Below are 23130 nucleotides of genomic sequence, written 5' to 3'. Positions count from 1 at the left end.
CTCTCTTCATGCTGACCTTGAGCGTGGTCGCCTACGTCATCACCGTCGATGCCGCCCGCGGTGGACGAGTCGGCGGCCCAACCTGGTTAGGCTGACTTTGGCAGTGCGCCCACCACGTGATCGATCGCCGCGCGCACCTCGGCCAGCAGCTCGGCTCGGGTCCGGTCATCTGCACCGGCGGGCCAGAACGGCTCGAGCTGACGCAGGGCCGCCACGACGAGGCGGGCCTCGGCCGGAGTCAGCTCCAGAAGAATTCGGTCGGTGGCGTTCTCGTCCATCTTCGGAAGGTACGCCCGGCGACTGTCGAGCGCCACACCCCTTGCGCTCCTGCGCTGCTCCGACGCTGGTACCGCTGATCGGGGTTTCGACGACGGGCCTGGCGGCTCTGCTCAACCGACGATCAGGTCGGGCCTGCTCGACTGACGATCCGGCGGCCCTGCTCAAGACGACGCTCGGGAACGGGGTCATGTTCCCGGATCCGTTCCCAGCGCCGCAGAAGCGGACGTTCCCGGGAAAGCAAAGAACCCGCCGACCTAATGTTTCTGCAGGTCAGCGGGTTCTTCTTCTTGTAGCGGGGGCAGGATTTGAACCTGCGACCTCTGGATGCCATCAGGGGCATCGCGAGAGCTACGGAGTCAGACCGAAAACTACCGATTCGCGTTGCGTGGTGAGGGATTCGCCCTCACTTCCAACCTCAGAGTACCCGTTTGCTCCCGAGCCGGACGGAGTCAATCTGGACCGTTTTTGGACCCAGTTCGAATCCCGACTTCGGGCTAGCCAGCGGTGGCGGGCGGCGACCTAGACTTACTGGTGTGAGCCGCACAGTGATCCAGCGCATCCACAACCCTCGCAACCGCGAGTGTGGATGCGACCCCGACTGCTGGTGCCGCGGCACCGCGGTCGGTCGGGCGGTCAAGTGGTGGTTCCCCGCCAGACTGTTCGGAATTCACCACAAGAGTTCAGCCACGGCGGAGTGGAAGCGCGACCAGGACCAGTCCTAGAACTCCGGGCGACGAACGGAAGGTTGCCCTCGCGGCAGGACCGTGAGCCGGGCGTCGAGTTCACGGCGGGGTCGCCGGTTGATGCTCGCCGTGGGCGACTCGGACTCAAGGCCGCTCTTTGAGTCCCTGTTGCAGCAGGCTGATCATTTCTGCGATGCGGACCGGGCGTTGGTCGGGTCGGCGTTTGGTCGAATCGATCCAGCGAAGCCACTTCGTGCGGTAGAACTGAGCAAGCGAGTCGAAGGAAGCTGCCGCTTCGGGCGCGGCATCGAGTGCTTGGGCGATGTCTGGGGCGAGGTCCGCGCGTTGGGGGCCCTCAGGTTCGAGCACGACCTCGACCGTTGCGCCGTCGGGAAGCGCGACTCGGCACCACGCCGGACCCAGCGCGATGACCGGTCCCACCGCCCGCTTCTCGATGACACCGCGCATCCCGCGGCCATCAACAGATCCACTGACCGGGTGGCGGGTCTTCGAGCCCCATACCTCGTCGGGATCGAACGGGATGGGCACGAGGGTGCGACCCCGCGGGTCGACACTCACCGCAGTGCGGAATCGCTCTTGCCGGCTCATAAGTAGCGGCACACCTGGTCGGGCAGGCAGGTGTCGGGCTCGGCCACTGAGGCATTCTCGTGGAGCTCGGCGATCACACGGCGGAGATCGACCAACTGGGCGATCTGGGCATCAAGGTCGCCGAGGCGTTCGGCGAGCAGATCGCTGACGTGTCCGCACGGTGGCGTGCCACTGTCACGGATGCCGAGGATCTGTTTGATCTGTGCCAGCGTCAGGCCCGCAACTTGCCCGCGGTGGATGAAGTCGAGCCGGCCCAGCATGTCTGCGGTGTAGTCACGGTAGCCCGACGAAGTTCGGTCGGCGGCGGGGAGCAGCCCCTGATCCTCGTAAAACCGCAGCGTCTTGGTCGTCGTGCCGGACGCCTCAGCGAGTTCACCGATCCTCATGGACGTTGGTTCCTCATTCGGCTTGACCTTCCCCTGTACTGGAAGGTCCAGTATGGCCGGGTACCCAATCCGAACCAAGCCTCGGGAGGCGTTGGTATGCCCAACATGCAGGTCGATCTCGCGATCGTGGGGTCCGGCGGCGCCGCCTTCGCCGCCGCGATCCACGCCACGAAACTGGGCAAGTCCGTGGTCATGATCGAGCGGGCCACCCTGGGTGGCACGTGCGTGAACACGGGGTGCGTTCCGTCCAAGGCCTTGCTCGCTGCGGCCGAGGTCCGGCACATCGCGAGTGATGCCGGCCGGTTCCCGGGGATCGCCGCCTCGGCGGCGGCCGTGGACATGCCCGCCCTCATCGCCGGCAAGCAGGCCCTGGTCGAATCGATGCGCGCGGAGAAGTACGCCGACGTTGCCGCGTCCTACGGCTGGCCGATCGTGCAGGGTGACGCGACCTTTGCCGGCACCGGCGACGCCCCGGTCCTGGACGTCACACGGACCGACGGCACCACCGAGACCGTGGAGGCCGGCCACTATCTGGTCGCCACCGGGTCGCGGCCCTGGATTCCGCCCATCGCTGGTCTTGCCGGACCAGAGGACCCCAGCGGTATCGAGTACCTGACGTCCACCACAGCGATGGAGCTCGATGAGGTACCCGAGTCGCTGCTGGTGCTCGGCGGCGGGTACGTGGCGCTGGAGCAGGCGCAGCTGTTCGCCCGACTCGGTTCGAAGGTGACCATGCTGGTGCGGTCGCGGCTGGCCTCCCGCGAGGAACCGGAGGCGTCCAAGGCGCTGATCGGGGTGTTCGCCGACGAGGGGATCCGGGTAGTCCGCCGCGCCACGGTCACCGCGGTACATCGTGATGAGACCACCGGCGAGGTGGTCGCCAACGCCACAGTTTCGGGCGGGACCCAGGAGTTCCGGGCTTCCCGGCTGCTGGTTGCACTGGGGCGGCGCCCGGTCACCGATGGCCTGAACCTGGAGGCGGTCGACGTCAAGACCGGTGACCTGGGCGAGATCGTGGTCGATGACCGGCTGGCCAGCTCCAACCCGCGGATCTGGGCCGCCGGGGATGTCACCGGTCACCGCGAGTTCGTCTACGTCGCCGCATCCCACGGCACGATGGTTGTCGACAACGCTTTCGCCGGCGCCGACCGGGAGGTCGACTACAGACACCTGCCTCACGTCACGTTCACCAGTCCCGCACTCGGTTCGGTCGGGATGACCGAGGCCGAGGTCTTGGCCGCCGGTATCGAGTGTGACTGCCGTGTGCTGCCGCTGGAGTACGTGCCCCGGGCCCTGGTCAACCGCGACACCCGCGGTTTCATCAAGGTTGTCGCAGACGCCGCCACCGGGCAGATCCTGGGTCTGACCGCGGTCGCCAAGGACGCCGGCGAGCTCGCCGCCGCGGGGGTCTACCTCCTCGAGGCGGGCATGACAGTCGATCAGGTCGCGCACCAATGGGCGCCCTATCTGACCATGGCCGAGGGCATCAAGATCGCCTGCCAGTCCTTCACCACGGACGTCTCCATGCTCTCCTGCTGCGCCTCCTAACGACCCGAAACTCCCGGAAGGATCCTGATGACCTCTCTCAGCGACGACCTCAACAACCGCTTGGTCTCCCCGAACGAGTCCGGGCTCGACCCGGCCTTGCTCGTGCCGCTGCTGCGCCTGCTCGCGGCCGGCGAGCCGGTCGCGGTAACCGACCTGGCTGACGCTGCCGGGCGCAGCGAGGACGCCACCCGCACGGCGTTGGCGGCGACGCCGGAGACCGAGTACGACGACGAGGGCCACATCGTGGGCCAGGGCCTGACGCTGCGGCCGACCCGCCACCGGTTCACTGTGGGCGGGGAAGAGCTCTACACCTGGTGCGCCCTGGACACGTTGATCTTCCCTGTCGTCATCGACCGGGTTGCGACGATCGAGTCGACCTCCCCGACCAGCGGCGGGACGATCCGAGTGACCGCCACCCCGACCGGCGTGACCGCGGTCGAGCCGGCCACCGCAGTTGTGTCCCTGGTCAACCCCGAGGACCTGAGCTCGATCCGCTCGTCGTTCTGCAACCAGGTCCACTACTTCACCTCTGTGGAGGATGCCCAGCCGTGGCTGGAGGCCAACCCGGGAGGCGAAGTCCTTCCGGTCGCCGATGCTTACCGCCTGGCCACCGATCTCACCGCCACGATGCTCGGCCGCGTCGCCTCCGGAACCGCATCCACCCCGGACGCGACCGGGAAGCACCACTGCTGCTGACCTCCGCCACCCCAGACTCCACCAACCAGAGACGACCATCCAGCAAGGGACTGACCATGACGAACAACGACAGGTCCGACTCGCCGGGCCAGCCCGAGGGGTCGGGACCTTCCGGGTTGCTGCTCGGATCCGGGGTGGCTCTGTTCGCGGTGGTCTGCTGCGCCGGGCCCGGACTGATCGCGGCGGGCGCCCTGGGGGTTATCGGAGGCTGGCTGGGTAGCCCCTGGGTGATCGGCGCCGCGGTTGCCCTGCTCGTCGCGGCTGTCGTCTGGACCGTGAGCAGGCGCCGCCACGGCACTTCAGATTCCATGGACTGCTGCAACCCCCCTCAAAGCCGCGAAACCGGCCTCCCCCAGTCCAGCCGAGAGGACCACTGACGTGCTTCGCCCCGTCGACCCCCGCACCCCACGCAAGCGCCCTGCCCTCCTCATCGCTACCGTCGGGGCGCTGCTGCTGGCGGTGACGCTGTCCGGCTGCTCCCTGTCGAAGGACCAGCAGCCCGCGTCCGGATCCCAAGCCGACTCGGGAGCCGGTACCGGTTTCACCGCCCGCACCACGGCCGGGCAAGCGATCAAGGTCCCTGGCGGGCGGCCCACGGTGCTCCTGTTCTTCTCCGTCGAATGCGGCACATGCGGCCCCGCGGCCAAAGCCCTGGCCCAGGCGCGAGCCGATGACCATGCGGCGGCAAACTTCGTTGTCGTCGACGTGGCGGCGTACGAACCGAAGGTGACATCAGGGGGTTCCTCGACGCCCATGGCGCCGGGGGGCTCGGCTATACCAGCGATGCCGATGGCCGGCTGATCGCGTATTACAAAGTCACCCAGTTGAGCACGGTGCTGATTCTCGACGCCGACAACAACGTGGCTTTCCGGGCGATCGAACCTTCAGCCGACACGATCCGCTCCGAACTAGCCAAAGTGACCGCGTCGTGAACGGACTGCTCGCCCTGGCGTTCGCTGCTGGCATGCTCGCGCCGGTCAATCCGTGCGGATTCGCGCTGCTGCCTGCGTGGTTCACCTACACGATCGGCGACACCGACGACGCGCCCACGCCGGTCCGGCTGGCACGTTCCTTGAGGGGCGGCGTCGCCCTGACCCTCGGTTTCGCCGGCACCTTGTCGGTGGTGGGAATCGCGGTCAGCGCCGGGGCCCACGCGATCATCGGGGCCGCGCCCTGGATCGGGCTGGCCATCGGCGTCGCCCTGGTCCTGCTCGGCGTCCTCATGCTCGCCGGACGGAGCTTCGGGATTCGCCTCCCCGCCAGCCGCCGCCCGGCCCGGCGCGGTGCTCCGGGCACCGGGCGAATGGTTGCCTTCGGCGCCGGCTACGCGGCCGCTTCGCTGTCGTGCACGTTTGGCGTCCTGCTCGCGGTGATCGCCCAGGCCCAGGCCACCGCGACATTTGTGGGCCTGCTCGCGGTTTTCGCCGCCTATGCGCTGGGGTCGGCCGTGATTCTGCTTCTGGTCGCGGTCGGTACAGCGGTAGCCGGCGCGGTCCTGATCCGCCGGATCGCCATGGTTGCCCGCTACGGCAACCGGATCACCGCCGTGGTGCTGCTGGTCACCGGCGCCTACCTGGCCTGGTACTGGCTCCCCGCCGCCACCGGCGACGGAAGTCGCAGCACCGGCGTGACCCGGCTCTCCACCACCGCCGCCGATTGGCTCCAGGAACACACCGCCGCGGTGGCTTGGCTGAGCGTCACCGCGGTGGTGACCGTGGTCGTGGTTGGAGTCCTCCACCGATATCGTTCGCGCGGCAGGAACGTTGCGAACGGCACCGCCATCATGGAGACGCCGGGCTCGGACGCCACGGCCGAGAACTGCTGCACGCCAGAAGCGGGCCGAGACGACCCCGCAGGTCAGGCCTCTGCGTCCAGTACCAGTCATCGCTGAGTCAGAAGGGACTGTGCGGCCGGTCTCGACGGGTCGTGTCAGATGGCGCCGAGATTGAGCCTCCGGGCTTCTTCGACGGCGCGCTCAGCTGCTCGGGCGCGGGTGTAGCGGATGAGCATGTCGCTTCGGGTCCACCCGGCCATCGCCATAAGCCCGGACTCGGAGCCGCCGGCCGCCAACCAACGGTGGGCCGCGGTGTGCCGGAGTCGGTGTGGCCGGAAGCCCTGGACGCCGGCACGCTTGGCGCGGCGCCGGAGGGCGCGGCTGAGGCCTTCGCGACCGAACTGCTGTCCACGATTGCCGAGCCACAGGTCAGGACTTGGGGCGAGCGGATGCTGCTCGCGATGGTCGAGGTAGATCAGCAGGGCTTCGGTGGTGGCCGGGCCGATGGGGATCACGCGGCCGCGGCCGCCTTTGCCTCGCCGGATCGTGATCAGCCGCGCGATGAGGTCGACGTCGTCGAACCGGAGGTCGACGAGCTCGCCGGAACGGATTGCGGTTTCGAACATGAGCCGGATGATGGCTTCGTCGCGACGGTGGTTCAGCGTGTCCTCGGGCCGTGCGTGGTCGTCGGAGACAGCGCAGGTGGCGATGAGCGCCCGGAGCTCGGCGTCGGTGAGCGGCTCGACCAGCGGTGGTTCGTAGCGGGGTGCCTTGACGCCGGGGAACGGGTCGGCGTCGATCTCCCCGCCGGCGGTGAGCCAGGACGCGAACCGGCGTACGGCGAGTTGGCGGATGCGGGCGGTTCCTGGCGAGGATCCACCGTCGAGGAGCCCGGCGATCCAGGAGTTGAGCGCGGCGCGGCTCATTGGCAGGTGGTCGGCCTCGGAGCACCAGCGCAGGTAACGGGTGGCTCCGTCGGCGTAGAGGAAGATCGTGCCGGGGCTCTTGTTCTCGGCTCGCAGGGCGGTCCGCCAGTCGGCCACGCGGTCGAGGGCGTGCCCGGCGGTCATCGTCATGAGGTGGGTCATGTCCGACCCACATAGCCAGCCGCCGTCGGGCGTCGATCCGCGGGCCGGTCCCGATGTGGTCGCGGTGTATGTCACCCGGGGGCGCACTACGCCCGCCGGCTAGAACGTTGTCCGGGAAACCCGTCACTAAGTGGACACTTGATCAAGTTCGTAAATGCTTTCAGGCTCGGAATCCGTAGACTCCGAGCCTGAAATTCGTAGCGGGGGCAGGATTTGAACCTGCGACCTCTGGGTTATGAGTGCCGTATTCGGCTCACCAACTGCCTCACAGTCGGCTCGACTGTGAGCCACTGTGAGCGTAAATTCGCAGGTCAGACACATATTGAGTTTTCGCCGACCTTCGCCGCCGTTCGCTGGCTTTCGGGGCAACATCTGCGGACACTGTGCGGACATCGGCATTCTCGAGCGGCTCGTGGAGGCGCCATGGCGTGGATCAAGACCCGGACCACCGACGACGGCGACACCCGCTACGTCGCCTGCTACCGCGACCCCGAAGGACGACAACGCTCCGCCGGCACCTACTCCTCGCGCCGTGCCGCCGAACGTGCCGCCCACCGCGAAGAGGCCAAGGTCAGGGACGGTGCCTGGCATGACCACTCCCGGGGCCAGGTCACCTTCGCTGAGTACGTCGAGACCATCTGGCTGCCCTCCAAGCAGGTCGAGACCTCCACCCTGGCGGCCTACCGGTCCTACCTCGACAAGCACTTCATCCCCACCTTCGGGCGCAGGCCGATGGGCAAGATCCTGCCCTCGGAGATCCAGCGCTGGGTCACCACTGCAGTCGAGGGCGGCCTCTCAGCTGCGTCGGTGCGGAAGTACCACACCATGCTGAGTTCGGTCTTCGAACGTGCCCAGCGCGATCAGGTCGTCACCTTCAACCCGTGTGCCCACACCGAGCTCCCGAAGGTCATCAAGAAGAGGGCTCGGACGCTGACGCCCGTCGAGTACGAGACCATCCTGACCGCCCTTCCTGCCCAGCATCGGTTGATGGTGGAGACCGCGATCAACACCGGCCTGCGGTGGGGGGAGCTGATCGCGCTCAAGTCCCGCCACCTCGACCTCATCAAGCGCACGCTCACGGTCGAAGAGACAGTCGTGGAGGTCTCGATCAAGAACTCCCCCACCGGGCAGCGGATGCTGACCAAGCCCTACCCCAAGGACAACGAGCCCCGGACGATGGAGCTCCCACTGGACCTACTCGACCAGCTCACCGCGCACATCATTGACCGCCGGCTCGGGCCTGACGACCTGCTGTTCGCCACCCGGGAGGGCACCCCGATCTCCCGAAACACCTTCCGTACCCGGATCTGGCTGCCGGCCGTCCATGCCTCGGGGGTGGACTTCGCTGTCCGCGTGCACGACCTGCGCCACGCCCACGCCTCCTGGCTCCTCGCCGGCGGGTCCGACCTCAAGTCCGTGATGGACCGCATGGGACATGCTCAGATCACCACCACCCAGAAGTACCTCCACCCAATGCCCGGCGCCGACGCCAAGAACCTCACCGCCCTCGACCGGATCCGCAGACCCCACCCAGGCCCGGCCCAGGACCCCATCGAGTAGCCGGACCCGGCTCCTTCTTCAAGCGCGGACGGGCCGCGAATGGACGCAACAGTCATGGGAGACCCCGCCAGCTCAATTCCGCCACGGCCGCCTACCTCACCTCCGGTCCGACCTGGGCCTGATGCTTGAGCGGTAAGGCGCCGACGGGGACGACAGCAGCGAACAACTCCGAATCGGTCGTCGCACCCACGTGGTGGTGCAGCGATGGCCAACGGCACCTGAAGCGCCGGCGCTCCGGCACACCCGGCGGAGTAGCAGCAGCGCAGTACAGCCGCCAACAGGTCATCCGACCCCGCTGACGCGACACTGGTGCGGTGGCGGCAGCGACCACGCGCGGATGGCGCCACGCGTTCAGAGCAGACCGGTCGTGAACGATGGCTGAGGAATAGGAGCAGCAGCCTCACGTTGTGAGGGTGAGTGCCTCGAAACGGCCAACAGATCGCGGTTCGCGGTCGCCCCCGTTCCCCCGTTCCCCCGTTCCCCCGTTCACCCGTTCACCCAAGGAGACCTCATGGACCTGAAGAACGCCTCGATCCTGATCACCGGCGCCGGCAGCGGGATCGGAGAGGCCCTTGCGGTGAGGCTCGCCGAGCACGCCCCTCGGCTCACGCTCGTAGGTCGCCGTCGGGGGCCCCTCGACGACCTGGCGGACCGGGTCCGCCAGCTGGGCGGCGAGGCCCATGTGGTGACCGCGGACCTCACCGAGACCGGCGCCCCCGCACGGGTGGTCGCCGCTGCGCGCGCCGAGTTCGGTGGGATCGACGTGCTGGTCAACAACGCGGGCAATGTCCGCGCCGGCCGGCTCGAGGCCATCGAGGAGTCCGAGGTCGTGGCCCAGATCGCGCTCAACTTGACGGCACCGATCTTGCTCACCCGCGCTGCCCTGTCCAGCATGCCGGAATCCGAGGGCGGACTGATCGTCAACATCTCATCCGGGATCGGGCTGGTCGCGATGCCGTTCTACTCGACCTATGCGGCAACCAAGGCCGGCATCGCACACTTCGGGGAGGCGCTGCGTCGGGAGCTGTACGGCGAGGGCGTGCACGTCTTGAACGTCTACCCCGGGGCGACCAGCACCCCGATGATGGAGTCCTCGAAGGCCGGTGCCGCCGAGGGCTTCGAGTACGAGTCGCCGGAGGCGGTCGCTGAGGCGACCGTCGAGGCCATCCTGGACGGCAGCCTCACCGTCCTGCGGGGCGGTCAGCGTCGCCGCGACATGATCGCGTTGAACCGCGAGGACCCGGCGGCGGTCGACCGGATGCTCGCCGAGCGCAAGCCACTGCTCGAGAAGGCCGTGGAAGAACATTCCAGCATCTGATGCCCTCCTCCGGGCAGTGGCGCTGGCCCGCGCTGACCATGTTCACCGTGGGCTATGGGGCGAACCAGTTCGTCCCGCTGCTCGCCGTCTACCGACGTACCCTGGGCCTGACTGACACCCAGGCCACCGCGGTCTTCGGCGTCTACGCGTTGGGGCTCATCCCGGGGCTGCTGGTGGGCGGACGGGCCAGTGACCGGATCGGCCGCCGTGGGTTGATGATCGCTTTCGGCACTCTTTCGCTGGTGGCCACGGCCGTGCTGGCCGGCGGCCAGTGGGGCGTGGGATGGCTCTACGCCGGCCGACTGCTCACCGGCGTGGTCTCCGGCACCGTGTTCACCATCGGCACCGCCTGGGTCAAGGAGCTGTCCGACGACTCAGCCCCCGGGACGGGGGCTCGCCGAGCGGGCGTGGCGTTGACCGCCGGGTTCGGCGTCGGTCCATTGGTTGCGGGTCTCCTGGCTCAGTGGGCGCCGGCGCCTGTCCTGCTGCCCTACCTGATCCACCTGCTGCTGACCGTGATGGCCCTCGCGGTGCTCCCCCGGGCGCGGGAGACCCGCCCGCGGGAGCCTGGACCGAGAGGGCCGCGGGCTCCGCTGCTTCCGGTCTCGGCCCGCACCACCCGGTTCCGCGGCATCACACTGCCGCTCGCGCCGTGGGTCTTTGGCAGCGTGACCCTGGCGTTCACCACACTCCCGGCCCACGGCATCGGTGCCGTCGCCGGGCTGCGGGTAGCTGTCCCCGGCCTGCTCGCCGCTCTCGCCCTGGCCGCCGGGTACGGCGTGCAGTCCGCCGGTCGCCGGCTCCATGCCGCGACCACGGTGCGTCACGGCGACGGGCGCCTCGCCGCGGTGGTCGGACTGGCCGTGGTCGTGCTCGGCTGCCTGGCATCGGCGTACACCACGGCCCGACCCGGTCTGCTCACCGCCGCCCTCGCTGCCGCCCTGTTGGGCGCCGGGTACGGCCTCTGCCTGAGCACCGGCCTGCGCGAGGTCGAGGACACCGCAGCACCCGACGAGCTCGGCGCGGTGGTCTCGATCTTCTACAGCCTCGCCTACGCCGGACTCCTCGTGCCATACCTGCTCACGTTCCTCGCGCCACGAGTCGGGTACCCCTCGGCCCTCACGGCAGCCGCCGCCGCGGCAGCGCTCTCCACAGTGCTCGTCCTCATGGCGCGGCCCGGCCCGCACCCCGCCCGAGACGCCCTCCCCACCCAGGAGCACCGCTCACCGGGAATCTGACAGCGGGCTCAACTCTCCATCGAAGCCGTTGAAGGTCGGCCCCCGGTCGAGACCAGTCCCGCGGTCGCGGCGACGAGAGGAGGAAGGCGCCTCCGAGGTAGTAGACCGTGTCGATGCCGTACACATCGGCCACGACGCCGCCCAGTCCGAGTGAGACCAGGCGGCCGCTCTGCCAGAGGACGTCCGTGCCCCCGTACCCGCAGCCCCCGCAGCAGCAGTGCGCTCACGGCATAGGACGCCGCGTTGACCGCGAACGCGGGACCGTAGCCGAGGGAGACGACCAGCAGGCCGGCGATCGGCGCCAGGACGATCTAGGAAAGCACGGCGGCGGTCCAGATGCCGGTGTTGGCCGCGACCAGCGCCGGCTTGGGCACCAGGGCCGGGAGCACGGAGGCGGCGGCCGGGTTGAAGAAGACGCCCGCAAGAGACATGGCGAACGCGACGGCCTACACCACGGCGGCGCGTCGTGCCACGCCGCCAGATCGCCGCAAGCACCAGGCGGGACACGTCCGACCCGATCATCACCCGGACTCGTGGCCACCGGTCCCCCAACGGGCCGGCCACCGGCGCCAGGAGCAGGACCGGGACGATCTCGGCGACCACGACGCCGCTGACACCGAGTCCGGACCCGGTCAGGTCGTAGACCAGAAGCGCGAGCGCGACGACGTTGACCGTGTGGTCCCACTGCGACACCGTCCGTGCTGCCCACAGCTGTCCGAAGCCGGGTTGCGCGAACACCTCTCGCATCCCGGTGGGGCCTTAGAGTCGTGGCCGCTCAGGTCGCACCTCTGGGTCATCTCGAGGCCGCGTTATCGGTGGATCAGCATCGCCATGCCAGCCCCGGAACCGTCCTGGTGATCTCGACAAACGCGACCACGACTGCCCCCGCGACCACCGTCACGATCATCAGTCGCGCCGCGATCACCGGTTGCCCGGCGGACAGTGCTCGGGCCTCACAGTCGCATCCTGGCCCGTTGCACTACCTGTGTCCCACAGGGGCCACCCTCGAAACGCGCTGAGGACTGGCCCGTGACACCAGCGAGGGGAGGAGCAGTGGCAACTCCGCATCCCGGCCGCCTCCACGGGGCGTGTCCCGATCGCCGCGCCGAGGGAGGACGTGATCGTGATGACTGCGCTGCGCCTCATCTCATCGAAGATACTCGCCTGAGATGACCGGACGACGCCACGAGCTACGCGACCGGGGCGATGATGTGACAGATCTGAACGTCGGTGCAGTCCGCCGGATCGAGTCGGTTGCTGCGAGTGATGAGGCCTTCGAGCTCCGCCTCGAGTACGGCGAGCTCACGTTGTCGCGCGCGGACATCATTCAGTTTGGTCATGAGCAGGGAGTTGACGTGGGTGCACGGGACGGCTCCGTCGCGGCGAAGGTCGAGGATGCTGGACACCTCGACCAGGGTGAGACCCGCAGCCTGTCCGCTGCGGATGAACGCGAGCCGCGTGAGGATCGAGGCGTCGTACTCGCGGTATCCATTGGGGCCCCGTGACGGCGGGGGAAGCAGACCCCGGCGCTCGTAGAAGCGGATGGTCTGGGTCGGCACGTCAGCCGCGGCGGCTACCTCTCCGATGCGCATGACGTCACTCTAGGACTTGACCTTGCACCGCAGATCAAGGTTTAGCGTCGTCGGCATGGACATCACGCTGCTGTACTTCCAGGACTGCCCGAACTGGAAAGTCGCCGACCAGCGGCTTGCTGCCCTTGCCGCTGAGCGCCCGGACATCCGTGTGACGCGTCATCTGGTCGACACTCCGGCGGAGGCTGAACGCACCCGGTTCCACGGCTCACCCAGCATCCTGGTCGAGGGGGTGGACGTCTTCGCCGAGCCAGGCGCCGAAGTCGGGCTCTCCTGTCGCAGGTACCTGACACCGGACGGGTACGAGGGCGCACCCACGCTCGAGCAGCTGCGGGCGGTGCTGGCCGATGCGTGACCGGATCGCGACCATGTGGCCGATCGCAGCGTTCGCCGGCATGCTCGGCCTCTGCTGCGGCCTGCCGATCCTGCTGTCGCTAGGAGTCGCCGGCGCGATCGCCGGCTGGTCGCTGCAGAGCTGGGCCCTGATGGGGCTCGGACTCGTGCTGGCCGCTCTCGGGTACGCACGGATCTCCCGAGGCCGGCGTCATGACAAGTCCTGCCACCGACCAGAAGCAACTGTGCCCGGGGCGGCAGCGACCGCCCACACCACAGACAGCACCACCGACGCCTCCGCCACGAAGAAGGAGAGCCCCCTGTGAGCCGGCACTTCGACCTGATCGTGATCGGCGCCGGCATGGCCGGCGGGGCCGCCGCGAACAAGTGCGCCGCTCAGGGCTGGCGGGTGGCCATCGTCGATGCGCTCCCCTACGGCGGCACCTGTGCGTTGCGGGGGTGTGACCCGAAGAAGATCCTGCGTCGCGCCGCCGAGATCGTCGACAGTGCCCGGCTGATGCGCGGCAAGGGCATCGACGACGCGGATCTGTCGATCAACTGGGCGGACCTGATGAAGCACAAGCACGGCTTCACCGACCCGGTCCCCCAGGGCATGGAGGACGGCCTGACCGGCAACGGTGTGGTCACGCTGCACGGCCACGCGAGGTTCACCGGTCCTCGCGGGATGGAGATCGACGGGGTTTCCTACGAGGCCGACCGTTTCCTGGTCGCCACGGGTGCCCGACCCCGCCCCCTGGGCTTCCCGGGCCACGAGCACCTGATCGACAGCACCGACTTCCTGGACCTCGAGGAGGTCCCTGCCCGGATCCTGTTCGTCGGGGGCGGGTTCATCTCCTTCGAGTTCGCCCACATCGCCGCCCGAGCCGGCAGCACACCGGTCATCGTCGACCGCGGCGAGCGGCCACTGAAGGGCTTCGACCCCGACCTCGTCGAGCTCCTGGTCGACCGCGGCCATCAGGTCGGTGTCGAGCTGCGACGCACCACCACCATCGTCGACGTGCAGCCCTCCGATGGTGGCGGCTACCAGGTCACCCTGGAGAACGCCGGCGCCCGGGAGACCATCGAGACCGACCTCGTGGTCCACGGCGCGGGACGGGTCGCGGAGCTGGCCGACCTGGGTCTGGACGCCGCTGGCGTCGAGTGGGGCGAGCGCGGCATCGCGGTCGCCGACCACCTGCAGAGCACCACCAACCCCGCGATCTGGGCCGCCGGAGACTCCGCCGACACCGCAGGCATGCCACTGACCCCGGTCGCGGTCTCCGAGGCCAAGGTCGCCGCCTCCAACATGATCAAGGGCACCACCACGACCCCGGACTACACCGGGATCCCCACCGCGGTCTTCACCATCCCCGAGCTCACCCGCGTCGGCCTGCTCGAGGCCGAAGCCCGCGCAGCCGGGATCGACCTCGCCGTCCGCTACTCAGACACCAGCGGGTGGTACTCCAACTACCGGATCGGGGAGACGACCGCCGCGGCGAAGATCCTCATCGACCAGTCGAACGACAAGATCGTCGGCGCCCACCTCCTCGGCCCCGAGTACGGCGAACTGATCAACACCCTCGGTCTGGCCATCAAGCTCGGCCTCACCACCCGTCAGCTCAAGTCCGCCACCGCGGCGTACCCCACCGTCGGGTCCGACCTCGGCTCCATGCTCTAGCAGCCCCCCTCCCCCGCTCCCAGATCGGTACGGTACGTGTCACCACCGCAGCCCCGTTCACCGATTCCTGCACGGTCACGGCGCAACCCACCAGTGGCATGAGACGCACATCGACGGCCCGGCCCGCCTCGTCAGGCCCGGATCGCGTGGCGGAGTCGGCGGCTGATGACCTCGCTGGCGAGGCTCACCGCGAACGATGCGATCAGCAGTGTCGTCACGACGGGGAAGCGGAAGAAATTGAGGTTCTCCGCGAGCAGGCGGCCAAGGCCGGCTGCGCCGACGATGCCGACAACGGCGGTCTCGCGGACGCAGATCTCGAAGCGGTAGAGCGTGTAGGTCACCAGCTGCTGCGCCGAGGCCGGCACCACGGCCGCGACTGTCGCGATTGCGCCGGGCACACCGGCGCGCCTGAGCGCCTCGCGAGGGGCGGGGCTCACGCTCTCCCAGGACTCCGCGACGAGCCGCCCGAGCACTCCGCCCGTGTAGACCCCGAGGGCCAGGGCCCCCGGCAGCACGCCCGGGAACAGGGCAAGCAGGGCGATCACTGCCCAGACCGTCGGTGGCACCGATCGCAGCACGAGCAGCACGAGCCGTGCGACCGCCCAGGCGAGCCACCTCGCGGATCGTACCGGGAGCGGGGCGGGCGGGCCTCCGCCCCGTCGGGCCGTCACCGCCCATGGGGACACGACGACGGTGATGAGCACGGCGATGGCCATGGCCAGCACCGCCATGGCCAGCGTGTCGAGCACGGCAGTGATCACCTCGCCGGCACCGCCGCGGGGCAGCGCCGGCGGGATCAGGTCATCGAGGAGCCGACCGGTCAGCATCCGGGTTCGGTCACTGGTCAGTCCCGAGAGCGAGACCCCTGATGCGACCCACGCGATGATGAGCCCGGGGACGACGGCGATCGTCGACCATCGAGCCCATCTGGAGCGCGAGCGGCGTCTGCCCGCAGCGCCGACGTCGCCGGTGCTGTCGCCGGCCGACCACTCCGAGCAGCTCGCGACAGCCATGTCAGTGCGCAGTCGTCCGCTCCAGGCGTCGACGAGTGCCGAGAGGACGATGACTGCCGCGATGAGGGTCCAGACCTCGTCCCAGTTACGCGAGCTGAGGCTGACCACCAGCTCCTGACCGAGTCCACCGACGCCGACCGCACCCAGCAGCACGGTGGAGCGCACCGCGCACTCGAAGCGGTAGAAGGAGTACGAGAGCATCAAGGGCCCGGCCGGGGGTAGCAGCGCGAACACGACCGCCGGCAGCGCCGGGGCGCCCGCGTCTCGCAAGGCGCGAAGGGCGCGGGTCGGTAGGGCATCGAAGGTGTCCCCGAAGACCTGGGCGGTCTGGGCACCGAACGGCAGCGCGATCGCGAGGACCGCCACCAGTGGGTCGAGGCCGAGCACGCTGACGAGCAGCAGCGCCCAGACCAGCTCGTGGATCGAGCGGACCGCGACCAGGAGTCCGCGCAGACCGGCACGCAGCGGGCGTAGGGGCCACGGGGGACGTCGCGACCAGGCCACGTCGCTGAGCACCAACCCGCCCATCAGGCCGATCGCGAGTGCTCCGGCCGTGCCCAGTGCCGCGAAGGCGAGGGTGGTGCCTGTGGCCTGGAGAACGACGTGCAGGAACTCGCCGTCCAGGCGGGGGCTCAGTGCCTTGCTCAGCAGGTCGCCGATGAGCGGGACCCCACCGTTGTTGAGGATCGTGCCGTCGGGCAGCGCGCGCCGCAGCGACCACACGAGGGGCAGGAGAACGGCCAGCGTCCCGACACCCCGGCGCAGGGCCACCTGCCGGCCGGACACGCGGCGCGCTGGTGCGGAGTGGTCGCCCACCGGGCGCGGCCCCGATGACGGGTCCGGCGCGGGACGGTCGACGTCGAGAAGGTCAGTCAAGGCAGCCCATATCGTGTTCAGGCCCGTGCGTAGAGGTCGTCGAGTAGCTCGGGGGCGAGATCGCCGATCGGGGTGTCGAAGACCAGTCGCCCCTCGCGCAGCCCGATCGCACGGGTGCAGTGCTCGCGTGCCAGCTGAGGTTGGTGCAGGGTCACCAGCACGGTGCGCGACTGGTCGGTCACTCGAGCCAGCAGGTCGAGGATCTCGGCCGCCCGGGTCGGGTCGAGGCTGGCGACCGGCTCGTCGGCGAGCACCAGTTCGGGCCTCTGGATGAGCAGGCGCGCGATGGCGACGCGCTGACGTTCGCCCCCGGAGAGACGCTCCGTGCGCTCGTGCACGGCCCAGTCGAGTCCGACCGCCTCGAGCGCGGCGGTCGCCTGCGCGTCGGGGCGGGGCCACAGGAGCGAGGCCAGCGATCGCGGCGTCCCCCACTCGGCGAGGCGGCCCGCGTTGACGTTGTGTAGGACCCGCACCTGCTCGATGAGGTCGAGCCCCTGGGAAATCGTGCCCACGCGGCGCTGCAGCTTCCGGCGATCTCCCGGGGAGAGTCCCGCGGCGGAGGCGCCGAACAGCTCCACGCTTCCCTCCGAGGGCTCCAGCGAACCGTTGAGCAGTGCCAGCAGCGTGCTCTTGCCGGCTCCACTCGCCCCCAGGACGGCCACCCGCTCGCCCGCCCGGATGACCAGGTCGACACCGGTTAGTGCCCGCATGCCGCCGAAGCTGCGACCGGCACCGGTGAGGCGTACGACGGTCTCAGTCACGCGAGCAGACCCAGCTCCTCGGCGACGTCACGGATCTGGTCGTAGTTGCCGTTCTCGGTCGGGATGAAGGACGTGGCGCCGAAGAGGTCGAGCAGAGCCGCGTCCTTTGCCACCGTGGGGTCGAGACCGAAGAGCAGGTCCTTGACCGAGTCGAGCGTGCCGGCACCGTAGACCTTGTCGATGTCGGGGCGGGCCAGCCAGTGGTAGTCGTAGTAGGAAGGGGTGCGGAAGAGCACCACGACGTCGGACAGGTCCACCTTGCCTGCCTCGACAGTGGCTTTCCAGACCTGTTCGTTGACCGCTCCCACCTCGAAGCTGCCGGACGCGACGGCCTCGATGGTCGCGTCGTGGGAGCCGGAGAAGCCCGGCTGCCCGGCCAGGTCGTCGAGCGAGAGCCCTGCCTGGTCCATGAAGTACTGCGGCATCAGTCGCCCGGACGTCGAGGTCTCGGAGCCGAAGGTGAACGAGTGGCCGGCCAGCTCGCTCAACCCGTCGACGTTCTTGAACGCCGCCAGACCGGACTTCTTGGTCGCGATGAAGAGGCTGGTGAACTTGGCGTCGATGTCGCGCTGGGCGAACGCCGTGGCGCCCTTGACGCGCTGCGCGGCCTGGACGCCGGTGAGGCCGCCCATCCAGGCGATGGCGATGTCGCCGACCTCGAAGCCCCGCACGACTGCGGGGTACTCCGTGACCGGTGTGTAGGTGACTTCCAGACCGGTGGCCTTGGCGAAGCGCGCGGCCACGTCGCCGTACAGCCGGTTGAGCACCTCCGGGTCCTGGTCGGGGATCGCCGAGATCGGGAGCGGTCCGGCACCCGAGGTAGTCCCGCCCGCTCTCTTGCTCGACGACTGGTCGTCGTTGCCGCAGGCGGCGAGGAGCACCAGACCCGAGGCACCCATGAACAGGCCACGCCGACTGGTCGCGAAGCTCGGGATCGGGTACGGCGGACGGGTCGCGCTCATGGCTGGGTGCTCTCTGTTCGGGCGGAAGAGGGGGTGTGGGCGATCGAACCGGGCGATGGTGCCCGCCCCACGAGGAAGGCGACCAGGGCGAGGGAGAAGAAGACAGCGGCCGACGTGGGGTTGCCGCCGAGGACCGGGTCGCTGAAGCCCAGCTGGGCATGGAGCAAGAGGCCGGCGAGCAGCCCGAGGGCGGCCGCAGCCTGAAGGGCCCAGGGCACCGTGAGACGTACACCGACCAGCAGCAGCACGCCGACGGTGACGAGCACCAGGGAGCCGATGAGGTTGTAGGAGCCCAGCGACAGCGACGGGTCGCTGTTGCCCAGGTCCGGGCCGCGGGCTGCGAACGGGTCGCCGAAGGACCGGACGAGCGAGATCGCGCCGGCGACGAGCGCCACCCCGGCCCAGACGTGGCCCAGGGTGCGTGCCGACGTGGTGCCCGCGCGGAGTCCGTCGGTGCCCAGGACGCGACCTGCGGCGGCGAAGACCAGCACGAGGTGGGCGCCGATCATCAGGAAGTAGGACCAAGGCCACTCGTGGGGCGCATAGGCGACCGACAGCCCGATCGCCAGCGACTGGGCGACCCCGATGAGCGCCGCGAGGCGGACGAGGGTCCCGGTCAGCAACAGCACGGCCAGGGCCGTCTCCGCGATCAGCACGACCCAGCCGAAGACCGGGAACACCGGGAGGATCAGGTGGTCGGTCACCCAGGCGTACGGCGCCAGCACGGGATAGTCAACCGCGTAGGTGGTGAACTTGTAGAGCCCGTTCCCGGCGTCCTTGCCGAAGTCCGGTGCGCGCTTCCACGACACGTTGTAGAGCCACATCAGGCCCAGCAGGATCCGCAGCACGGTGAAGGCGATCGACTGAGCACGGGGATTGTCGGCAGGAGCCGGATCGAGCGCCCAACCCAGTCGGGCCCTGGCGTTGGTCATCAGCGACTCACGCACAGCGGAACACCTCCCGACCGGCGGCCGAGGCAGCATCCTGCACCTGCAACGTGTCACGAACGACCCCGAAGATCTCTTCGAGGTCCAGGGGTGCGTCGGCGATCCTCATGTTCGGGTTCGTGATCGCGACCGGGTGCCACCACGCGCCGTTGGCGGTGATGACCGGCTCAGGCTCGAGCGAGTCGATGGACACGTGAATGCCGCCCTCAGCAAAACCCTCGGCTGCGACCGGGCGGATGACCCTGTCCTCCTGAGCAATGCCCTCCTGGTCGAGACGCTCGTGCAACTCCCTCACCCCTTCCGGGTCCTCGTCGAACCGCGTGGCTGCGATCTTGACCCGGAAACCCAGTGAGTGGGCCAGACCAATCCCGTCGAGGGCGCGGGCCCACGACCCGGCTCCGCGCATCTTGTCGTGGATCTCGGGGCTCGCGGAGTCGAGGCTGACCTGCATCACCACGTCCCGATCGATCGACTCGAGCAGCTCGCGACGGCGGCCCCGGCCGAAGATCATCGCGTTGGTCAGGATGGTGCGTTCGAGGCCGGCTGCGGCATCGACGAGCTCACCGAGCTGCGGGTGCATGAACGGCTCGCCACCGGTGAGCAGCAGCTCCCTGCCACCCTGCTCGCGAAACTGAGCGAAGAGCGGCCCGACGACGTCGGGATCCAGACGCCGGGGCGAGGCTTTCGGAGAGGACTCCGCGCAGCAGTAGAGGCAGGCCAGGTTGCAGTCGAAGTTGGTGTAGGCCCACAGCCGGTGACCCACCGGTGTACGGCTCCCGGTGCTGAAGACGGTCCCCGCGTCCGGTCGGACCACCCCGTCCGCGCTGGCCCCGTCCTTGCGCACGGTGAACCACCAGGGCCCCGTCCCGGTCTCGGCCAACTCGCCGACGATCTCATGCCCGACGAGCTCGGCCCAGACGGGCAGATCGGTGACGACGCTGGACTCGGCACTTCGGATGGCGAGCAGATCTCCGCCGTCGAGTCGTCGCATCGCGCGAGTAATGAGGAGCAGCAGTCCGCTGCCGCAATCCATGTCGCCCCCGTCGATGAGTCGGGCTACATCACCCAGCGGGGTGCTGGTCGGGGCCGTACCGGTGGAGACCATTGGCGCAATCTACGCGATGAGCAGGCCCGCGCTCCCGGATGGACATGCAACGAAACAATGACGGATCTCGTCGGCCCTGGAAGAGACCACCGGAGCTAGTGTCGCCCCATGGAACCTGCACCCGCCACCCCGCTCCGACCGTCGGATGCGGTCGCCCGCTCCGACTACTGGGAGAACGTCCACGACGGCAAGGACGAGGACGGCGTCTCGTGGTGGCAGTCCGTGCCGGAGCTGTCCTTGGGGCTGGTCGACGAGACCGGCCTGGGGGTCGACCGCTCGGTGATCGACGTGGGTGCCGGCTGGTCGACGTTGGTCGACCATCTCGTCGAGCGCGGCTACACCGACCTGACCGCGATCGACCTGTCACAGACCGCGCTCACCACGGTGCGAGAAAGAGTCGGCGAGGTTCCCGGACGCCTCGACCTCGGCGTCGCCGACGTCCTCGACTTCCGTCCGCCGCGTCAGTTCGCGCTGTGGCACGACCGCGCCGTCTTCCATTTCCTGACCGAGGAGGACGAGCGCGACGACTACCGGCGCTCTCTGGAGCACTGTCTGGAGCCCGGAGGGTTCGTCGTGGTCGCGACCTTCGGTCCCGACGGTCCGCTGACCTGCAGCGGACTGCCGATCGTGCGCTACACCCACGCAGAGCTTGCTGCGGAGTTTCCCGGTTACGAGTTGCTGTCGACCAGCGGCGAGGACCACGTCACGCCCTGGGGCACGCGCCAGCAGTTCACCGCGATCCTGCTCAAGCGCGAAGCCTGAGTGTCCTCAACCAAACCGCGAGCTGTCGCCTGTGCCGATCGCATCCCGCTGGTCACGCGTCGCGTACCGGGGCGGCAGGCAACGGAGTGCAGCCGTCGTGTGGCCGGGCCGCGAACGTCAGTCGGTGCTGTCCAGGATCAGCCGGACGGCTTCGCTCGGTGCGTCCCACTGTGGAAAATGACCGCACTTCTCGAACCAGTGCAACACCGCGTCGGGGAACAGCTCCGTGGCACGTGCGGCCTGTCTCGGCACGGTCACCAGGTCACGACGACCCCAGCCGATCGTGACCCGTCCAGGTGCTGTGCCAGCCGGGGCTCCCTGTTGCTTGGGTCCCTTGGTCAGGGCGTCCAGGGCGGCGCCAGTCGCCGGGGAGTCGGCCAGCCCTCGCACGTCTGGGAGTACGGTCTCGCGCGAGAGCGCCCAGGGTCGCGCCGACAGCTGAGCGAGCAGCAGCGTCCGTCCCACAGCGCTGCCGAGCAGGGCTGGCAGCATGCCGCGCAGCGCTCGGACCAGAGCGATCGACGGCCGCAGCGTGGCGCCGAAGACGACGAGCTCGCGGTCGCTCCAGAAGCCGCCCGGGTCCAACGCCACGGTGTCGCCGCCGACGCCTCGCCGGGCGAGCTCGAGCACCATTCGGCCGCCCATCGACTGGCCGACGGTCGAGACCCCGTCCAAGCCCTGTTCGCGGATGAACTCCGCGACGGAGTCGGTCAGGGTGGCGATCGAGACCTCACCGGTCAACGGCGGCGTATCGCCGAACCCCGGGAGGTCGACGGCGATCACCTCACGCCGCTCGGCCAGTTCGTCAAGGATCGGGGACCAAGACCGCCACCCCGCGCCCAGACCATGCACCAGCAACAGCGGTCTGCCGCTCCCTCGCCTTACATGATTCAACGTCACACCGGGAACGCTAGCTCGACGGCTTGCACGGCGCCGCCACCGGTGCGGCTGTCGGTGGATTACTGGTCGGACGACCGGGTGCAGTTCTCGTCGGTCACGATGGCGGCGGTCGTTCCTTCATCGACAGCTCGTCGAAGGCGTGGAGACCGTCGCTCAATGAACGGCAGCATCACTCGGCTCGACCGAGGACGGTTAGCGGGGCGGTCCGGCACGGGCGACGGCGCCGGCGATCCGCCGGCGAAGATCTAGCATCCGCTGGCGGAGCCCCGAGATGTCGGCGTCAGGGAGCATCGCCGGGCGGTCGGTAAACTCCGACGCACCCTGCTGCAACAGCGTCAACACCCATGTCTGCGGTGTCAGGGGAGACCGCGCACCTTCGTCGGCCCGGGCCCAGACCTCCGCATAGGTGGTGACCATGAGCTGCGAGGCGCGGTCGCCGTCTCCGACAAGGCACAGCGCGAGCCTCCAGGCCGGTCCACAGGACGCGTCGTACACCGATCCCATCGCCTGCGGGTCACCAGCTGCCGCCGCACACAGTGCGGCCTCGAGTGTCGGCACGTGCCGACGATAGTCCGCGGAGCCTGCCGCATCGCGGCATGCGCGGTCGACGAAGTGGCAGTTCGGTCACACGAGACCGAGCCCGTACCTAGACAGCGGAGGCTTCATACCCCACCGTCGAGGTACGCCTCCATCATTCGAGCGCTGCCAACACCCCGATCGCCTGAGGCAACGTTCCACCGAAGCGGGATCCGCGCGCGACGGGCTCCGCGTGCCGATCCGTGCGCGAAAAGACGGCGGTGCCTTGTCCAGACTGAGGTCAGCTGATCCTCCGACGGCTCTCGGCAGGAACCTGAACGCTCCGGCTACCCAATGACACCCCGCAAAGACACCCGCCTGTCGACGACGCTTGAAAACGAGGCCATAGCGACGGTCGAAAACGAGGCCACCCAGACAGATTGGATGGGTGATCTCAGTGGAGGATTGGGCTTTGATTCGGCGGCTGGTTGCGGATGGTGTTCCGC

Annotated in this window: 23 protein-coding genes and 1 pseudogene; 11 read left to right on the top strand and 13 right to left on the bottom strand. The window is 68.9% G+C overall.

The features are described from left to right. Nucleotides 1-86: 86 nt before the first annotated feature. From ACYVDA_RS12765 to ACYVDA_RS12755, 3 genes are all read right to left on the bottom strand, one after another. Nucleotides 87-278: a hypothetical protein gene (locus ACYVDA_RS12765; protein WP_460818749.1), complete on the bottom strand. Its 192-nt coding sequence runs from the start codon at nucleotides 276-278 to the stop codon at nucleotides 87-89. Nucleotides 279-1106: 828 nt separating this feature from the next. Then, the gene (locus tag ACYVDA_RS12760) at nucleotides 1107-1511 is read right to left on the bottom strand and encodes a YdeI/OmpD-associated family protein (RefSeq protein ID WP_460818748.1); all 405 of its coding nucleotides are present in this window, start codon (nucleotides 1509-1511) and stop codon (nucleotides 1107-1109) included. Between the two features lie 56 nt (nucleotides 1512-1567). Continuing rightward, nucleotides 1568-1957, bottom strand: coding sequence for a heavy metal-responsive transcriptional regulator (locus ACYVDA_RS12755; RefSeq protein WP_460818747.1), 390 nt, complete (start codon nucleotides 1955-1957; stop codon nucleotides 1568-1570). Between the two features lie 96 nt (nucleotides 1958-2053). Here ACYVDA_RS12755 and merA point away from each other — a divergent pair, with 96 nt between their 5' ends. From merA to ACYVDA_RS12735, 4 genes are all read left to right on the top strand, one after another. Next, nucleotides 2054-3505 (top strand): mercury(II) reductase, encoded by a 1452-nt coding sequence (gene merA, locus ACYVDA_RS12750; RefSeq protein WP_460818746.1) that lies wholly within the window; start codon nucleotides 2054-2056, stop codon nucleotides 3503-3505. Between the two features lie 27 nt (nucleotides 3506-3532). After that, nucleotides 3533-4201, top strand: coding sequence for an organomercurial lyase MerB (gene merB, locus ACYVDA_RS12745; protein WP_460818745.1), 669 nt, complete (start codon nucleotides 3533-3535; stop codon nucleotides 4199-4201). A 378-nt stretch (nucleotides 4202-4579) separates the two neighbouring features. Continuing rightward, nucleotides 4580-5002, top strand: a complete 423-nt coding sequence (locus ACYVDA_RS12740) for a hypothetical protein (protein ID WP_460818744.1) — start codon at nucleotides 4580-4582, stop codon at nucleotides 5000-5002. Nucleotides 5003-5129: 127 nt separating this feature from the next. Next, nucleotides 5130-6092 (top strand): cytochrome c biogenesis CcdA family protein, encoded by a 963-nt coding sequence (locus ACYVDA_RS12735; RefSeq protein WP_460818743.1) that lies wholly within the window; start codon nucleotides 5130-5132, stop codon nucleotides 6090-6092. A gap of 38 nt (nucleotides 6093-6130) precedes the next feature. Here the strand turns inward: ACYVDA_RS12735 and ACYVDA_RS12730 are convergent, their stop codons facing one another. After that, nucleotides 6131-7063 carry a tyrosine-type recombinase/integrase gene (locus tag ACYVDA_RS12730; protein ID WP_460818742.1) on the bottom strand — a complete coding sequence of 311 codons (933 nt, stop codon included), beginning with the start codon at nucleotides 7061-7063 and terminating at the stop codon, nucleotides 6131-6133. A gap of 423 nt (nucleotides 7064-7486) precedes the next feature. On the opposite strand from ACYVDA_RS12730, the gene ACYVDA_RS12725 reads away from it, so the two are divergent. The 3 genes from ACYVDA_RS12725 to ACYVDA_RS12715 all read left to right on the top strand — a co-directional run bounded on the left by ACYVDA_RS12725 (nucleotide 7487) and on the right by ACYVDA_RS12715 (nucleotide 11179). After that, complete coding sequence (locus tag ACYVDA_RS12725) at nucleotides 7487-8623, top strand: tyrosine-type recombinase/integrase (protein WP_460818741.1); 1137 nt, start codon at nucleotides 7487-7489, stop codon at nucleotides 8621-8623. A gap of 511 nt (nucleotides 8624-9134) precedes the next feature. Beyond that, nucleotides 9135-9941, top strand: coding sequence for an SDR family NAD(P)-dependent oxidoreductase (locus ACYVDA_RS12720; protein WP_460818740.1), 807 nt, complete (start codon nucleotides 9135-9137; stop codon nucleotides 9939-9941). Next, nucleotides 9941-11179 carry an MFS transporter gene (locus ACYVDA_RS12715; RefSeq protein WP_460818739.1) on the top strand — a complete coding sequence of 413 codons (1239 nt, stop codon included), beginning with the start codon at nucleotides 9941-9943 and terminating at the stop codon, nucleotides 11177-11179. Before ACYVDA_RS12720 ends, ACYVDA_RS12715 begins: the two co-directional genes overlap by 1 nt. A gap of 513 nt (nucleotides 11180-11692) precedes the next feature. Here ACYVDA_RS12715 and ACYVDA_RS12710 read toward each other — a convergent pair. Further along, nucleotides 11693-11926 (bottom strand): annotated as a pseudogene (locus ACYVDA_RS12710) (MFS transporter); the annotation flags it as partial. 443 nt (nucleotides 11927-12369) lie between these two features. Beyond that, nucleotides 12370-12771 (bottom strand): heavy metal-responsive transcriptional regulator, encoded by a 402-nt coding sequence (locus tag ACYVDA_RS12705; protein WP_460818738.1) that lies wholly within the window; start codon nucleotides 12769-12771, stop codon nucleotides 12370-12372. Nucleotides 12772-12826: 55 nt separating this feature from the next. Here ACYVDA_RS12705 and ACYVDA_RS12700 point away from each other — a divergent pair, with 55 nt between their 5' ends. Genes ACYVDA_RS12700 through ACYVDA_RS12690 form a run of 3 tightly spaced genes read left to right on the top strand, consistent with a single transcriptional unit; the run spans nucleotide 12827 to nucleotide 14782 of the window. Further along, the gene (locus tag ACYVDA_RS12700; RefSeq protein WP_460818737.1) at nucleotides 12827-13126 is read left to right on the top strand and encodes a thioredoxin family protein; all 300 of its coding nucleotides are present in this window, start codon (nucleotides 12827-12829) and stop codon (nucleotides 13124-13126) included. Between the two features lie 13 nt (nucleotides 13127-13139). Then, a complete protein-coding gene (locus ACYVDA_RS12695; RefSeq protein WP_460818736.1) occupies nucleotides 13140-13430 on the top strand; it encodes a hypothetical protein in 291 nt (96 codons plus the stop codon). Then, on the top strand, nucleotides 13427-14782 hold the full coding sequence (locus tag ACYVDA_RS12690) for a dihydrolipoyl dehydrogenase family protein (RefSeq protein WP_460818735.1): 1356 nt from the start codon (nucleotides 13427-13429) through the stop codon (nucleotides 14780-14782). The genes ACYVDA_RS12695 and ACYVDA_RS12690 overlap by 4 nt, the downstream gene beginning before the upstream one ends. Nucleotides 14783-14913: 131 nt before the next feature. Here ACYVDA_RS12690 and ACYVDA_RS12685 read toward each other — a convergent pair whose 3' ends face one another. The 5 genes from ACYVDA_RS12685 to ACYVDA_RS12665 all read right to left on the bottom strand — a co-directional run bounded on the left by ACYVDA_RS12685 (nucleotide 14914) and on the right by ACYVDA_RS12665 (nucleotide 20446). Next, a complete protein-coding gene (locus ACYVDA_RS12685) occupies nucleotides 14914-16581 on the bottom strand; it encodes a PhnE/PtxC family ABC transporter permease (protein WP_460818734.1) in 1668 nt (555 codons plus the stop codon). 107 nt (nucleotides 16582-16688) lie between these two features. Beyond that, entirely contained in the window at nucleotides 16689-17432 is a 744-nt protein-coding gene (locus tag ACYVDA_RS12680) for a phosphonate ABC transporter ATP-binding protein (RefSeq protein ID WP_460818732.1), read from the bottom strand. Continuing rightward, on the bottom strand, nucleotides 17429-18394 hold the full coding sequence (locus ACYVDA_RS12675) for a putative selenate ABC transporter substrate-binding protein (RefSeq protein WP_460818731.1): 966 nt from the start codon (nucleotides 18392-18394) through the stop codon (nucleotides 17429-17431). The genes ACYVDA_RS12680 and ACYVDA_RS12675 overlap by 4 nt, the downstream gene beginning before the upstream one ends. Next, complete coding sequence (locus ACYVDA_RS12670) at nucleotides 18391-19341, bottom strand: Rv1678 family membrane protein (protein ID WP_460818730.1); 951 nt, start codon at nucleotides 19339-19341, stop codon at nucleotides 18391-18393. Before ACYVDA_RS12670 ends, ACYVDA_RS12675 begins: the two co-directional genes overlap by 4 nt. Next, a complete protein-coding gene (locus ACYVDA_RS12665; protein ID WP_460818729.1) occupies nucleotides 19334-20446 on the bottom strand; it encodes a radical SAM protein in 1113 nt (370 codons plus the stop codon). Before ACYVDA_RS12665 ends, ACYVDA_RS12670 begins: the two co-directional genes overlap by 8 nt. Before the next feature lie 108 nt (nucleotides 20447-20554). On the opposite strand from ACYVDA_RS12665, the gene ACYVDA_RS12660 reads away from it, so the two are divergent. Beyond that, nucleotides 20555-21208, top strand: a complete 654-nt coding sequence (locus ACYVDA_RS12660) for a class I SAM-dependent methyltransferase (RefSeq protein ID WP_460818728.1) — start codon at nucleotides 20555-20557, stop codon at nucleotides 21206-21208. Between the two features lie 117 nt (nucleotides 21209-21325). Here the strand turns inward: ACYVDA_RS12660 and ACYVDA_RS12655 are convergent, their stop codons facing one another. Together ACYVDA_RS12655 and ACYVDA_RS12650 are read right to left on the bottom strand one after the other, a co-directional pair. Then, nucleotides 21326-22108 carry an alpha/beta fold hydrolase gene (locus tag ACYVDA_RS12655; protein ID WP_460818727.1) on the bottom strand — a complete coding sequence of 261 codons (783 nt, stop codon included), beginning with the start codon at nucleotides 22106-22108 and terminating at the stop codon, nucleotides 21326-21328. A gap of 192 nt (nucleotides 22109-22300) precedes the next feature. Next, nucleotides 22301-22666, bottom strand: coding sequence for a hypothetical protein (locus tag ACYVDA_RS12650; RefSeq protein ID WP_460818726.1), 366 nt, complete (start codon nucleotides 22664-22666; stop codon nucleotides 22301-22303). Nucleotides 22667-23130: the final 464 nt, after the last annotated feature.

Source organism: Nocardioides korecus (genome assembly GCF_054778395.1).
Note: the sequence above shows the minus strand (reverse complement) of the source record. Positions and strands in the feature narration are given on the sequence as shown.

Excerpts from the sequence above, each read along its gene's own strand:
- ACYVDA_RS12660 (WP_460818728.1), top strand. The coding sequence starts at position 20,555 with ATGGAACCTGCACCCGCCACCCCGCTCCGACCGTCGGATGCGGTCGCC.
- ACYVDA_RS12695 (WP_460818736.1), top strand. The coding sequence starts at position 13,140 with ATGTGGCCGATCGCAGCGTTCGCCGGCATGCTCGGCCTCTGCTGCGGC.
- ACYVDA_RS12730 (WP_460818742.1), bottom strand. The coding sequence starts at position 7,063 with ATGACCCACCTCATGACGATGACCGCCGGGCACGCCCTCGACCGCGTG.
- ACYVDA_RS12675 (WP_460818731.1), bottom strand. The coding sequence starts at position 18,394 with ATGAGCGCGACCCGTCCGCCGTACCCGATCCCGAGCTTCGCGACCAGT.
- ACYVDA_RS12720 (WP_460818740.1), top strand. The coding sequence starts at position 9,135 with ATGGACCTGAAGAACGCCTCGATCCTGATCACCGGCGCCGGCAGCGGG.
- merB (WP_460818745.1), top strand. The coding sequence starts at position 3,533 with ATGACCTCTCTCAGCGACGACCTCAACAACCGCTTGGTCTCCCCGAAC.
- ACYVDA_RS12765 (WP_460818749.1), bottom strand. The coding sequence starts at position 278 with ATGGACGAGAACGCCACCGACCGAATTCTTCTGGAGCTGACTCCGGCC.
- ACYVDA_RS12715 (WP_460818739.1), top strand. The coding sequence starts at position 9,941 with ATGCCCTCCTCCGGGCAGTGGCGCTGGCCCGCGCTGACCATGTTCACC.
- ACYVDA_RS12700 (WP_460818737.1), top strand. The coding sequence starts at position 12,827 with ATGGACATCACGCTGCTGTACTTCCAGGACTGCCCGAACTGGAAAGTC.
- ACYVDA_RS12725 (WP_460818741.1), top strand. The coding sequence starts at position 7,487 with ATGGCGTGGATCAAGACCCGGACCACCGACGACGGCGACACCCGCTAC.
- ACYVDA_RS12755 (WP_460818747.1), bottom strand. The coding sequence starts at position 1,957 with ATGAGGATCGGTGAACTCGCTGAGGCGTCCGGCACGACGACCAAGACG.
- ACYVDA_RS12665 (WP_460818729.1), bottom strand. The coding sequence starts at position 20,446 with ATGGTCTCCACCGGTACGGCCCCGACCAGCACCCCGCTGGGTGATGTA.
- merA (WP_460818746.1), top strand. The coding sequence starts at position 2,054 with ATGCCCAACATGCAGGTCGATCTCGCGATCGTGGGGTCCGGCGGCGCC.
- ACYVDA_RS12705 (WP_460818738.1), bottom strand. The coding sequence starts at position 12,771 with ATGCGCATCGGAGAGGTAGCCGCCGCGGCTGACGTGCCGACCCAGACC.